We start from the raw sequence: 12,584 nt of genomic DNA on the forward strand, positions 1-12,584 counted from the left end.
CGCAGCACCCCTCATCGCCGGCCCCGCCGTACGACTCTCCGAGAAGGAGTCAGATTGAACACCCGAGCCAAGCGCCTGATCCTGCCGGTCGGCGGCGCGCTCCTCGCGTCCACCGTCGTCGGCGTCTCGATGTCCGCGACGGCGCAGGCGGCGCCGGACCGGAAGAGCGCCACGCTGGCCGCCTCCACCGACGCCAAGGCGATCGCCGGCAACTGGAACGCCAAGAAGCTCCAGTCCGCCAAGAGCTACCTCGAAGACTCGACCGCCGCAGGCCGCCTCAAGTCCTCCGCCACCAAGGCCGCGGCCGACGGCAAGGCCGGTTCCATCGCCCCGTCGGGCCAGACCAGCCGCACGGCCGGCAAGTCGAAGAACGTGAACCTGCCCACCACGGTCGGCAAGGTCTTCTTCGAGGTCGACGGCAAGCCGTACTGGTGCTCCGGTTCCGCGATCCAGTCGAAGTACCACAACCTGGTCGCCACTGCCGGGCACTGCGTCTACGACACCGACAAGAACAAGCCGGTGCAGAACTTCGTGTTCATCCCCGGCTACTACCAGGGCAAGGCTCCCTGGGGGATCTACGTCGGCGCCAAGGTGCACACGCACTACGACTTCGACGTCTACGAGGACTACGACAAGGACTACGCCTTCGTCAACGTCTACAACGGGATCAAGCAGACGGGCGAGAAGGAGGTCGTCAAGTCGGAGTACGAGAAGCACAAGGGCTTCAAGTACACCGTCGACAAGGCGATCTCCCAGAAGGAGTACGAGGAGGGCGTCGACAAGTACGGCGTCAACGGCCCGTACTGGAAGCGGCTGTCCGACCCCACGGTCGAGACCGTCGGCAAGCCCGCCGACGCCGAGAAGTACCTTGAGGACTACATCAAGGACGGTCGCAACGGCGTCAAGCTGGCCGCCGTCGAGGTCACCGAGGCGACCTACGCCAAGGCGCCCAAGGGCCTCGAGAACAACGCCCAGTACGAGCGCAAGACCGTCAAGCTGCCGATCAGCCAGGAGGAGTACAAGTCGCTCCTCGTCCAGAAGGGCGACGGCAAGTTCCTCGGCAAGCTCGAAGCCGACAAGGACAAGAACGGCAACGAGATCGCCTGGTTCAAGACCCAGTACTTCGTGAAGAAGTGGGTCAAGACCACGGTGAAGGAGCTGTACTTCCGCAGCCACTACTACGTGAAGACCTTCACCGACGCCGGGCGCCTCGGCGACAACGTGGCCGAGCAGGGCTTCGCGTGGAACCAGAAGCTCTACCAGAAGGCCTACGCCTTCGGTTACCCGACCGCACCACACCTGGACGGTAACAAGCCCTACTCCGGGCAGACCATGAAGTGGTGCTACAACAAGATGTACCCGGCGCCGGCCGTGTCGTCGTACAAGGTCCAGGAGCAGGTGGCGCTGAAGTGCGCCTTCACTCCGGGAGCCAGCGGCGGCCCGCTGCTGCTGCAGTACAAGAACGCCAAGCGGACCGGTTACATCAACGGTGTGGTGAGTCTCACCCTTGACACGGACGGTAACCGGCGCTACGACCGGATCACCACACCGTACTTCGACGGCGAGACCTACGGCATCTACAAGTACGCGGCGAACCTCTGGACCGGCAAGCTCGGAAGCTGAGGTAACGGCAGGTGAACGTACCAGGGGGCTCGGTTGACACCGGGTCCCCTCGTTCGCTCTCCGCGCGCGCTTACCCGAGTTTTCCCGGGTTTTCGCGACGCGAAGGACCTGTTGACGCGGCCCTTATATCACGCAGGGCAAACTTGATCAGGTAACGGACCAGAACCAGATCGTGCCCGCAAGCTACGGCGAACCAAGTGGATCTGGAAAAATCATCTTCCGTCGCCACTCTGAACTCTGAAAGGCCAGGCTCGATGTCCCCCCGTATTCCGCGGATCATGAGCGCACTCGGCGGTTTGACCGCCGCGAGTGTGATCATTATGTCCGCGTTCTCGGGGATGTCCGCGGCGGCGGAGCCGTCGCGCAAGATCACGGCCGAGGTCATGTCCGTGCCCATGGCGAGAACCGGCGCGGACGTGGCGAAGGTGGAGGAGTACTGGCGTCCCGACCGGCTCTCCAAGGCCGACAACTCCACCCCCAAGACGGCGGACCCCAAGCCGGTCGCCCCGGCGCGCGCCGAGGTCGGCAGCACGGCGGTCACCGCCGCCGCGAAGGCGTCGCCGACCGCGGCCGCCGCCCCCAGCACCACGGAGAGCGCCACCGCCCCGGGCCTCCCTGCGCCCTGGACGGTCCAGCCGGCGCCCCCGGCGAAGGCCCTGCCGGTCTCCACCACGCCGCGGACGATAGGGAAGGTCTTCTTCCGGATCGGCGCCAAGGAGTACTGGTGCTCGGCCTCGGCGGTGCGGGCCCAGAACCGCAGCCTGGTGGCCACCGCCGGGCACTGCGCGTTCGACGTGCGGTCCGGCAAGCCGGTCGAATACTGGATCTTCGTCCCCAACTACCGGCCGGGCCAGCAGCCCGACGGCATCTACGTGGGCCACACGCTCTCCCTGCACCTCGACTACGCGGGCAAGGGCGACTACGACTACGACTACGCGTTCATCACGGTCAACAAGGGCTTCAAGTGGCAGGCCCAGAAGGACGCCAAGGGGCAACTGACCTACCGCCGGGTGTCGGTGGGGTACCTCCAGGACAACGTGGGCGGTCAGGGCATCACAGCGGGCCGGGGGACGACGGTGGCGGCCACCGCCTTCGGCTACCCGGCCGGCGCCCAGCCCGACGGCAGCAGGCCCTACGACGGCCACTCCCTCAAGTGGTGCTCGGGCACCACCAAGAAGGTGGTCTCGCCGACCTACCAACTGGAGCAGGGCATCTCCATCAAGGAGTGCGACTTCACCGCGGGCGCCAGCGGCGGCCCCTGGCTGGTCGTCTACAACGCCGGCACCGGCCTCGGCTTCCTCGACGGCATCAACAGCCTGAGCTGGAACCGCAAGGGCGGCAAGAACGACGAGATCTCGTCGCCCTACTTCAATACGATTACCCAGGCGATCTACAACCGGGCACAGAGCATCGCGATCAACTGACCGGTTTGAGTGGGTTTGTCACAAACTGCAAGCAGAGGGGCCTCGGCGGATCGCCGGGGCCCCTCTGCTGTGTGCGCGCGTTAGACGTGGGCCGGGCCGATTCGGTGCCATCGATTTAGTGTGATCTAGGCCACATACGACCCGCTACGCACCGTGATTGCCCACTTACGTCCCATCGGTCACAGAAATCTCACGGTCTGGGTGATCTGCACAAACAGCCTTGATCGCAGATCGGGCCACCTCAGCCGCATCGCCGACCTAAACATCACAGAAGGGTAACGGCCACACAGAAGCGGATCTTCCCGCTCGAAGCGGCTACTGCACCCAAGATCGGCCCTGTATGTTTCTGGCTATCCCTTTACTGACGCATGGGACGCAAGAGGCGTTCCACATCAGCGCAAGGAGTTACCTCGTGAAGCGCATCCTCCTCCCGGCCAGTGGCGCCGTTCTCGCCACCGGTCTGCTCGCCGCTGGTCTGGCCGGCACCGCTCAGGCGGCTGACGACATCGCCACCGACCCGCTCGCCAGCTCCTCTGCGCCGGCTTACTCGGTCGCCAAGTTCTGGCTCGACGCCAACGGCGCCGCGCTGAAGAAGGCGAAGGAGTTCCAGTACGACGCCAAGGAAGTCACCAAGCTGGTGTCCGGTGGCGGCTACAACCCCGACGGCAAGGCTGGTTCGACCACCCTGCCCGGCTCGGTCAAGCCCACCACCTCGGTTGTGAAGAACATCAACCTGCCGAAGACCATCGGCAAGGTGTTCTTCACCAACACCAAGGGTGAGCTCAACTGGTGCTCCGCTACTTCGATCCAGTCGAAGTACAACAACCTGGTGGCCACCGCCGGTCACTGTGTCTACGACACCGCCGGCAACGGTAACGTCCTGAAGAACTGGGTGTTCGTCCCGGGTTACTACCAGGGCAACGCTCCGTGGGGCGTGTACGTGGGTAAGCAGGCCTTCACCCACTACGACTTCGACAACTACGAGGACTACGACCGCGACTACGCGTTCGTCACGGTGTACAACGGCATCTCGCTGGACAGCGAGAAGCAGGTCACCAAGTCCGAGTACGACGGCTACAAGGGCGACAAGTACACCTCCTCCAAGGAGATCACCGCGGAGGAGTACGCGGCCGGCATCGACAAGTACGGCCCCGAGGGTCCGTTCTGGAAGAAGCTCGCCGACCCGGTCAACGAGACCGTCGCCCAGCCGGCTGACGCCGCCCAGAAGTTCAACGAGTACCTCAAGGAAGACGGGTACAAGGGCGTCAAGGTCGCGGCCGTCGAGGTCACCGAGGCTGCCTACAACGCCGCTCCGGGCGGGTTCGACAACAACAGCAAGTTCCTGACGAAGACCGCCAAGCTGCCGATCAGCCAGGAGGAGTACAAGTCTCTCCTGGCCCAGAAGGCGGACGGCAAGTTCCTTGGCAAGCTCGAGGCCACCAAGGACAAGAACGGCAACGAGACCGCGTGGTTCAAGACCCAGTACTTCACCAAGAAGTGGGTCAAGAGCACCGTCAAGGAGCTGTACTTCGTCGACAGCTACGTGATCCAGTTCGTCAAGGACCGGGGCACGCTGGCCAGCAACGTTGGCGCCCAGGGCTTCTCCTGGAACCAGAAGACCGGCCAGGCGACCTTCGTGTTCGGCTACCCCGCCGCGCCCCACGCGGACGGCAACAAGCCTTACACCGGGACCACGCCGAAGTGGTGCTACAGCGCCAAGCCGAGTGGCAAGGTCTACACCGCGGCCGCTTACAAGGTCGAGGAGCACGTTGCGATCAAGTGCGCGATGACCGGGGGCGCCGACGGTGGCCCGTGGCTCGTCAAGTACAGCAACACCAAGCGTCTCGGCTACGTCAACGGTGTGACCAGCCTGTTCGGCGACCAGGACCAGAACGGTCGCGTGGACTACATCTCGTCGGCTTACTTCGACGGCGAGACCTACTCCATCTACGCCAAGGCCGCCAACACCTGGTCCGGCAAGATCGTCGGCCCCAAGGGCGAGATCCTCAAGTAAGGTTCAACCCCTGAGCGACGAGGGTCCAAACCTCTGAGCTCGACCAGCGTCAACGCAAGGCCCAGTCGGTTCGACTGGGCCTTGTGCTTTCTCCAGGCTTTTGCAGGGTCGCCGCAGGTAGACGGCAGGTTTACTGACTCGATGTCACGATCGGGTAACAGTAGATCTTCATCGACCGAATACCTTCCGGGCGGACTCAGCCCTCGATATCGTCCTTGACATCCCTTTTCTGACGCGTGGGACGCAAGATGCGTCCGCGACAGCGCAAGGAGTCCCCCCTTTGAACACCCGAGCAAAGCGCTTGGCCCTCCCCCTGGTCGGCGCCCTGGTCACGGGCGGCATGATCGGCACCTCGTTCGTGGGCAGCGCCTCGGCCGCCCCGGACTGGGCCACTGACGCCCTGACCGGCAAGAAGCCCGACGCCTACGCCGTAGCCAAGTTCTGGCTCGACGCCAACGGTGCCGCCCTGAAGAAGGCGTCCGAGTACAACTGGGACGCCAAGGACGTGACCAAGGCGGTCCGCGGCAGCGGCGACACCTCCGACGGCAAGGCCGGCAGCGTCGCCCCCGGCGGCAGCACCAAGCCGACCGGCGTGGTCAAGAACATCAACCTGCCGAGGACCATCGGCAAGGTGTTCTTCATCACCAGCAAGGGCGAGTACCGCTACTGCTCGGCCAGCGCCGTGCAGTCGCGTTACGCCAACCTGGTGGCCACCGCCGGTCACTGCGTCTACGACGTCGACGGCAACAGCGACGTCATGAAGAACTGGGTCTTCGTCCCCGGTTACTTCCAGGGCAAGGCTCCTCTCGGCATCTACGTGGGCCAGACCGCCGTCACCCACTACGACTTCGACAACTACGAAGACTTCGACCGCGACTACGCGTTCGTCGCCGTCTACAACGGCGTGCAGATGACCGACAAGAAGGAAGTCGTCAAGAGCGCCTACACGGCGTGGGCGGGCGACAAGTGGGTCGAGAGCAAGCCGGTCAGCGCCGACGACTACAACGCCGGCGTCGACAAGTACGGCCCCGAGGGACCGTTCTGGAAGAAGCTCTCCGACCCCGAGATCGCCACCGTGGCCAAGCCGGCCGACGCCCAGCAGAAGTTCGACGAGTACCTCAAGGACGACGGGTACAAGGGCGTCAAGGTCGCGGCGGTCGAGGTCACCGAGGCGACCTTCAACGCCGCTCCGGGTGGGTTCGACAACAACAGCAAGTTCCTGACGAAGACCACCAAGCTGCCGATCAGCCAGGAAGAGTACAAGTCTCTCCTGGCCCAGAAGGCGGACGGCAAGTTCCTTGGCAAGCTTGAGGCCACCAAGGACAAGAACGGCAACGAGACCGCGTGGTTCAAGACCCAGTACTTCACCAAGAAGTGGGTCAAGAGCACCGTCAAGGAGCTGTACTTCGCCGACGCGTACTACGTCGGCATCGCCAAGGACCTGGGCCGGCTCGGTGACGTCGCCGGCGTCCAGGGTCTCGCCTGGAACCAGCCGGTGGCGCAGAGCGTGTACGCCTTCGGCTACCCGGCGGACGCCCACCCCGACGGCAACAAGCCCTTCACCGGCCTCACGCCGAAGTGGTGCGCGGGCAAGACCAGTGCCCAGACCTTCCGGGCCGACGCCTACAAGGTCGCCAACCACGTCGCGCTGAAGTGCTCGATGACCGGTGGCGCCGACGGTGGCCCGTGGGTCACGAAGTACGACAACAACAAGCGCATCGGTTACATCAACGGCGTGACCAGCGTGTTCCACGACCAGGACGGCAACGACCGGATCGACTACATCAGCTCGCCGTACTTCGACGGTGAGACCCTGGCCGTGTACAACAAGGCCCAGGCTGTGCAGAGCGTGAAGATCGTCGGCCCGAACGGCGAGCTTCTCAAGTAGTAGGGACTTCCCTGCGAAGCGGGGCCCGGCCTGTGCCGGGTCCCGCTTTTCGTTTCCGGGCTCAGGCTCGGCTGCCGGCCAGCTCGCGGCTGCGCTCGGTGAGGCTGCGGACGGCCGGGGCGGCGGAGAAGGGCTCGAAGCGTTTGCGGAGATCGGTGACGTAGGTCTGGGTGCGGGCGGAGTTGATGCCGCCCGCGGTGTCCAGCGCGCTGCCCGCCACGACGCACGCCTCCTCCAGCTCACCGGACCGCACCAGGCCGGCCGCGAGCAGTGAGAGGTTGAACATCTTGCCCCGGACGTAGCGGGGGTCCATGTCCAGCGACCGCCTCGCGTGCCGCACGGTCTGCGGGCCGTCGCCGAGGTCGCGGAAGCAGTGGGCGAACTTCGCGGACAGGTAAGCCTCGTCGAAGTAGGCGATCCAGTCGGGCTCGTCGTCCGGCGAACGGCCCTCGAAGGCCACCTCGGCCTCGTGCAGCGCCTTGACGCACGCGGTGCGCTGCCCGAGCAGGGCCAGGGCGTGGCCCTCCAGGACGTGGGCCTCGGCCATCAGGGAGTGGATGCCGGAGCGGCGGGCGGCGAGCTGGGCCGCCCTGGCGAGGTCCAGCGCGTGGGCGGGCTGGCCGATGTAGGCGGCCTGGTGGCTCATGCCGGCGAGGATCTCACCGCCCAGGCCGTGGTCTCCGGCGCCGCGGGCGAGCCTGAGCGCCTGGATGAGGTAGCGCTGGGCGAGCCCGTGCTGCTCCAGGTCGTAGGCCATCCAGCCGGCGAGCCTGGTCAGCTCGGCGGTGGCGGACGCCAGCCGGCGGCCGGTGGCCTCGCCGTACACGCCGTCGCGGAGCAGCGGCGTGACCGCGGTGTCGAGGTACTTCACGACGGCGGGCCTGACCCGCCCGCCGCCGAAGCGGTTGTCGAGCTCGCCGAAGGACCGGGTCACCTCGCGGATCGCCGCGATGTCGGCCTGCCCCACGTTGCGCGAGCCGGTGCCGGTCGGCCGGCCCTCGGCCGGCAGGGTCAGCCAGCGCACGGCTCCCGCCGACCCGGCTCCCAGAGCGAACGTGGAGTCGAGGAGGAACCTTCGTCTCTCCATGTCCGCTCGCCACAAGGCTGTCACGGTCGTCACCCCCTCCTGCCAGGTATGCGAAAACTCCTGTCCCAGATCGAGAGAGATGCAGACAGCGGGCATGCCGACGTCCTCGGAGCTGACCGGCCGGCCGAGCCGCAGGGCGAAGATCTCGGCCAGCAGCCCGGGCACCGGGTCACGGGGCCGCTGGCCGCCGATCCATCGCAGCACCGAGCTGTGGTCGTACTTCAGCCCGGCCAGGCCCCTTGCCACGCCGAGATCGTTGAGCCGTCGGGCCAGACCCTTGTGGGAAAAACCCGACTCCGCGATCAGTTCCTGTAGCAGCCGGTTGGGCTCGCGTTGCATCCTTCTCCTCCCCCCGCCGATGTGGGCCGCGCGCCGGGTTGGGCGCCCGCCCCACTCCACCCCGTGTCGCACCCAATGCCCGGGTACGGCAACGGAGAGCTTTTGTTATAGCACGCAGCGTAGTCGGCTTTGAGGTTTTCCCCAAAAGGGAGTAAAGATCAGGCGCGGAATGGGTAGGCGACGCGAAGCGCCCCCCACCCGGACGGGCGGAGGGCGCTCGGTGACGCCGGCCGGGTCAGATCCTGGCCACGCCGTCCGCCCTGGCCTGCGCGGCCACCGCGGCGACGACGGCGGGGACGACCCGCTCGTCGAACGGGCTGGGGATCACGAAGTCCTCGGCCAGCCGGTCGCCGACGACGCCGGCCAGCGCGTCCGCCGCGGCGACCTTCATGTTCTCGGTGATGGTCCTCGCCCGCACGTCGAGGGCGCCGCGGAAGACGCCGGGGAAGGCCAGCACGTTGTTGATCTGGTTGGGGAAGTCGGAGCGGCCGGTGGCGACCACCCTGGCGTGCCTGCGCGCGTCCTCGGGGTGCACCTCGGGCGTCGGGTTGGACAGCGCGAAGACGATCGCGTCGGCCGCCATCGAGGCCAGCGCGTGCTCGGTCAGGGTGGAGCCGGACAGGCCGATGAACACGTCGGCGCCGGCCAGCGCCTCCTCCGTGGAGCCGGTGAACCCGGCCCGGTTGGTGTCGGCGGCCAGCGCCCGCTTCACCGCGTTGAGGTCCTCCCTGCCGGCGTGGATGAGGCCCTTGGAGTCGGAGACCGCGATGTCCCCGATGCCGGCGTTGAGCAGGATGCGGGTCACCGCCACACCCGAGGCGCCCGCGCCCGCGACGACGGCCCGCAGCTCGCCCAGCGGGCGGCCGGTGAGCCGCGCGGCGTTGCGCAGGGCGGCGAGCACCACGATCGCGGTGCCGTGCTGGTCGTCGTGGAAGACGGGGATGTCCAGCCGCTCGCGCAGCCGGTCCTCCACCTCGAAGCAGCGGGGCGCGCTGATGTCCTCCAGGTTGATCCCGCCGAACGACGGTGCGAGCCGGACGACGGTCTCGACCAGTTCGTCCACGTCGGTACAGTCGAGGCAGATCGGCACCGCGTCGACCCCGGCGAAGTCCTTGAACAGCAGGGCCTTGCCCTCCATCACGGGCATGGCGGCCGAGGGGCCGATGTCGCCGAGGCCGAGGACGGCGGTGCCGTCGGTGACGACGGCCACGACCCTGGACACCCAGGTGTACTCCTGGGCGAGCTCCGGCGTGTCGGCGATGGCGGTGCAGACCCTGGCCACGCCGGGCGTGTATGCCAGGGAGAGGTCGTCGGCGTCGCGCACGGAGACGGCGGAGCGGACCTCCAGCTTGCCGCCCCGGTGCAGCGCGAAGGCCGGGTCCTTGTCGAGCTCTTCTAGCGGAACGGTGGATGGCGTGACTGCCACAGCGACCCCTGTTGATGAGATGAACGGCTTCCTTGGGTAGACGCCGCACGGCTGGGAGCTGCGGCTTCGGTAGCAGCCGGCCCGCTCAGTGCTGGCGGTCGTCTCTTGGGGCTCGGGCACGGGGGTCGCCCGTTGCTCGATTGTGCCACACGGCCGCCTGACCGGTGTCACTACCGACTCCCGATCGTTGACGGTCCGTTAACACGCGGGTGGGGGGGCTGGCGATTCGCCCTCTAAACTGCCTGTAAAGCATGGATATCGGTTAAATCACTTGAGGAGGCCCGCAGTGGCTTTTGGGTGTAGGAACCTTCTGTCGAGCAGCTCGCGGCGCCGGGCCGCGGTCGGCGCCGTCGCCGCCCTCTCGGCCCTTGTGCTCGCCGCCTGCGGGTCCTCCGACGAGGGTGCCACGTCCGCGACGGCGACCGCGCCCGGCGGCGTGAAGCTCGTCAAGGCCGGCAAGCTCACCGTTTGCACGAACGTGCCGTACGAGCCCTTCCAGTTCAACCAGAACGGCAAGGTCGTCGGCTTCGACGTGGACATGGTGGACCTGGCGGCCAAGAAGCTCGGCGTGACCCAGGAGATCGTGGACATCGACTTCGCCGTCATCAAGAGCGGCGCGGCGCTCAACGCCGGGCAGTGCGACCTGGCCGCGGCGGGCATGACGATCACCCCCGAGCGCCAGCAGAACATCGACTTCTCCATCCCCTACTTCGACGCCACCCAGGCGCTGATGGCCAAGAAGGGCAGCGGGATCACCTCGCTGGAGGACGTCAAGGCCAAGAACCTCAAGATCGGCGCCCAGGCGTCCACCACCGGCCTGCAGTACGTCACCGACAAGGGCCTCGACCCGATCCAGTTCGCCGACTCCCCCAAGGAGCTGCTCGGCCTGCAGACCGGCCAGGCGGACGTGATCGTCCAGGACCTGCCGGTCGTGCTCACCTGGCTGAAGAAGCCCGACATCGGCTCGCAGTACGAGGTCGCGGCCAGCCTGGACACCGGCGAGCAGTACGGCATCGGCATGAAGAAGGGCAACACCGCCCTGAAGAAGGTCGTCGACGAGGCGATCGAGACCGCCAAGTCGGACGGCACCTACAACACCATCTACAAGAAGTGGTTCGGCACGGAACCCACTCAGGCGCCCGCGGCATCGTGACCCCATGAGCGAACCATCCTCGTCCCCTACCCTGACGGCCGCGCCGCCGGGCGGACTCAGCCCGCGCAGGCGGCAGCAGCTCAGCCGCGGCGTGCAGTACGCGATCCTCGTCGTCGTCATCGCGGTGATCGCGCTGCTCGCCGACTGGCGCGAGATCAGCAAGTCGTTCTTCAACTTCACGGTGGCCGGCGAGGGCATGCCCGCGCTGTTCACCGTGGCGTTGCGGAACACCGTCATCTACACGCTCTCCGGCTTCGTCCTGGGCTTCGCGCTCGGGCTGGTGCTGGCGCTCATGCGGCAGTCGTCGGTGGCGCCCTACCGGTGGATCTCCGCGGCCTACGTGGAGGTCTTCCGCGGGCTGCCGGCCCTGCTGATCTTCCTGATGATCGGCAGCGGCCTGCCGCTGGCCTTCCCCGAACTCACCCTCCCCGGCGACGTGTACGGCAAGGCGGCGCTGGGCCTCGGCCTGGTCTCGGCCGCCTACATGGCCGAGACGTTCCGGGCCGGGTTGCAGGCCGTGCCCAAGGGCCAGATGGAGGCGGCGCGCTCGCTCGGCATGCCGTACATGCGGGCGATGGTGTCGATCGTCATCCCGCAGGCCATCAGGATCGTGATCCCGCCGCTGACCAACGAGCTGGTCCTGCTGTTCAAGGACTCCTCGCTGGTGCTGTTCCTCGGGGTCACGGCCGCGCAGGTGGAGCTGGCGAAGTTCGGCAACGACCAGGCGTCGACGTTCGCCAACCCGACGCCGATCCTGGTGTCCGGACTGACCTACCTCATCATCACCATCCCCCTCGGGTACGTGGCCAGACGGCTTGAGGCAAGGAAGGGGGCCCACCGATGAGCACGGTCGAGATCAGGAACCTGCACAAGTACTTCGGCAAGCTGGAGGTGCTCAAGGGCATCGACTTCAAGGTCGCCTCCGGGCAGGTCGTGTGCGTGATCGGGCCGTCCGGCTCGGGCAAGTCCACCCTGCTGCGCTGCGTGAACCTGCTGGAGCAGCCCACCTCGGGCCAGGTCTTCGTGGACGGGATCGAGCTGACCCATCCGGACGTGGACATCGACGCCGCCCGGCGCCGGCTCGGCATGGTGTTCCAGCAGTTCAACCTCTTCCCGCACCTGACCGTGCTGCGCAACGTCACGATCGCGCAGGAGCGGGTGCTGAAGCGGAACCGGTCCGAGGCCGAGCGCGTCGCCAGGGAGAACCTGGAGCGGGTGGGCCTCGCCGAGAAGGCCGACTCCTATCCCGCCCAGCTCTCCGGCGGCCAGCAGCAGCGGGTGGCCATCGCGCGGGCGCTGGCGATGAGCCCGTCGCTGATGCTCTTCGACGAGCCCACCTCCGCGCTGGACCCCGAGCTGGTCGGCGACGTGCTGAAGGTCATGCGCACGCTGGCCCAGGAGGGCATGACCATGCTCGTGGTGACCCACGAGATGGGCTTCGCCCGCGAGGTGGCCGACCGGGTGGTCTTCATGGACGGCGGCGTCATCGTCGAGGACGGGCCGCCGAAGCAGGTCATCGGGGACCCCCGCCACGAGCGCACCCGCGCGTTCCTCAGCCGGGTGCTCAACCCCGACCAGGTCAGCTGACGATTGCACCGGGGGGCGCAGGGCGCGGCGCCCCCGTGTAATA

Annotated in this window: 9 protein-coding genes; 7 read left to right on the forward strand and 2 right to left on the reverse strand. The window is 66.9% G+C overall.

Annotated elements, in window-relative coordinates; all coding sequences use genetic code 11:
* Positions 1-54: 54 nt before the first annotated feature.
* The 4 genes from QSK26_RS06925 to QSK26_RS06940 all read left to right on the forward strand — a co-directional run bounded on the left by QSK26_RS06925 (position 55) and on the right by QSK26_RS06940 (position 6,949).
* Positions 55-1,623: a trypsin-like serine peptidase gene (locus QSK26_RS06925; protein WP_285774126.1), complete on the forward strand. Its 1,569-nt coding sequence runs from the start codon at positions 55-57 to the stop codon at positions 1,621-1,623.
* 278 nt (positions 1,624-1,901) lie between these two features.
* On the forward strand, positions 1,902-3,047 hold the full coding sequence (locus QSK26_RS06930) for a trypsin-like serine peptidase (RefSeq protein ID WP_285774127.1): 1,146 nt from the start codon (positions 1,902-1,904) through the stop codon (positions 3,045-3,047).
* A 412-nt stretch (positions 3,048-3,459) separates the two neighbouring features.
* Entirely contained in the window at positions 3,460-5,061 is a 1,602-nt protein-coding gene (locus tag QSK26_RS06935) for a trypsin-like serine peptidase (RefSeq protein ID WP_285774128.1), read from the forward strand.
* Positions 5,062-5,341: 280 nt separating this feature from the next.
* Positions 5,342-6,949: a trypsin-like serine peptidase gene (locus QSK26_RS06940; RefSeq protein ID WP_285774129.1), complete on the forward strand. Its 1,608-nt coding sequence runs from the start codon at positions 5,342-5,344 to the stop codon at positions 6,947-6,949.
* A 61-nt stretch (positions 6,950-7,010) separates the two neighbouring features.
* On the opposite strand, the gene QSK26_RS06945 is transcribed toward QSK26_RS06940, so the two are convergent.
* Positions 7,011-8,375 (reverse strand): NsdA family TPR-like regulatory protein, encoded by a 1,365-nt coding sequence (locus tag QSK26_RS06945; RefSeq protein ID WP_285774130.1) that lies wholly within the window; start codon positions 8,373-8,375, stop codon positions 7,011-7,013.
* 235 nt (positions 8,376-8,610) lie between these two features.
* On the reverse strand, positions 8,611-9,801 hold the full coding sequence (locus QSK26_RS06950; RefSeq protein WP_285774131.1) for an NAD(P)-dependent malic enzyme: 1,191 nt from the start codon (positions 9,799-9,801) through the stop codon (positions 8,611-8,613).
* Between the two features lie 286 nt (positions 9,802-10,087).
* Between QSK26_RS06950 and QSK26_RS06955 the strand changes: the two genes are divergently transcribed.
* From QSK26_RS06955 to QSK26_RS06965, 3 genes are read left to right on the forward strand one after another with little or no spacing between them, the layout of a single operon-like run.
* Entirely contained in the window at positions 10,088-10,954 is an 867-nt protein-coding gene (locus QSK26_RS06955) for an ABC transporter substrate-binding protein (RefSeq protein WP_285774132.1), read from the forward strand.
* 4 nt (positions 10,955-10,958) lie between these two features.
* Positions 10,959-11,798 (forward strand): amino acid ABC transporter permease, encoded by an 840-nt coding sequence (locus QSK26_RS06960; RefSeq protein ID WP_285774133.1) that lies wholly within the window; start codon positions 10,959-10,961, stop codon positions 11,796-11,798.
* Positions 11,795-12,541, forward strand: coding sequence for an amino acid ABC transporter ATP-binding protein (locus tag QSK26_RS06965; RefSeq protein WP_285774134.1), 747 nt, complete (start codon positions 11,795-11,797; stop codon positions 12,539-12,541). The genes QSK26_RS06960 and QSK26_RS06965 overlap by 4 nt, the downstream gene beginning before the upstream one ends.
* Positions 12,542-12,584: the final 43 nt, after the last annotated feature.

Source organism: Microtetraspora sp. NBRC 13810 (assembly GCF_030268685.1).
Taxonomy (GTDB): Bacteria; Actinomycetota; Actinomycetes; order Streptosporangiales; family Streptosporangiaceae; genus BSRQ01.

Excerpts from the sequence above, each read along its gene's own strand:
- QSK26_RS06960 (WP_285774133.1), top strand. The coding sequence starts at position 10,959 with ATGAGCGAACCATCCTCGTCCCCTACCCTGACGGCCGCGCCGCCGGGC.
- QSK26_RS06930 (WP_285774127.1), top strand. The coding sequence starts at position 1,902 with ATGAGCGCACTCGGCGGTTTGACCGCCGCGAGTGTGATCATTATGTCC.
- QSK26_RS06945 (WP_285774130.1), bottom strand. The coding sequence starts at position 8,375 with ATGCAACGCGAGCCCAACCGGCTGCTACAGGAACTGATCGCGGAGTCG.
- QSK26_RS06965 (WP_285774134.1), top strand. The coding sequence starts at position 11,795 with ATGAGCACGGTCGAGATCAGGAACCTGCACAAGTACTTCGGCAAGCTG.